At 44.6% G+C, this 305-nt stretch carries 1 pseudogene; it reads right to left on the bottom strand.

What is annotated here, in order from left to right:
* Positions 1 to 305, bottom strand: a pseudogene (locus tag CWC11_RS22405) (type II secretion system protein GspL); the annotation flags it as partial.

The raw sequence follows: 305 nt of genomic DNA, 5'->3' as shown, positions 1-305 counted from the left end.
CGTACTACTTTATTTGGAAATGCCTGTTGATACATAGTGACCGCTTGGGTTTCTAGCTGATTAGCTTGATAACTTATCACATACAGCTGAGTGCCTTTAATTGCGATAAAGCTCACTACTGCCACACTCGCCGCTATTAGTCCACTGCGCCAGTCACGCCACCACTGCGGCTGCTTTTTCTTCGCAGCGAACCGACCCTGACGCAAATTAAAATCAATGTTTGATAGCGATTTTGCGAAGATGGCTAAAGGTAAATCGTAATCTTGTTGTTGCGCTGTAAGCGTTATCGTTTCTGAGAAATCGCT

The organism is Pseudoalteromonas sp. S3178 (assembly GCF_005886985.1).
GTDB lineage: Bacteria > Pseudomonadota > Gammaproteobacteria > Enterobacterales > Alteromonadaceae > Pseudoalteromonas > Pseudoalteromonas carrageenovora.
Note: the sequence above shows the minus strand (reverse complement) of the source record. Positions and strands in the feature narration are given on the sequence as shown.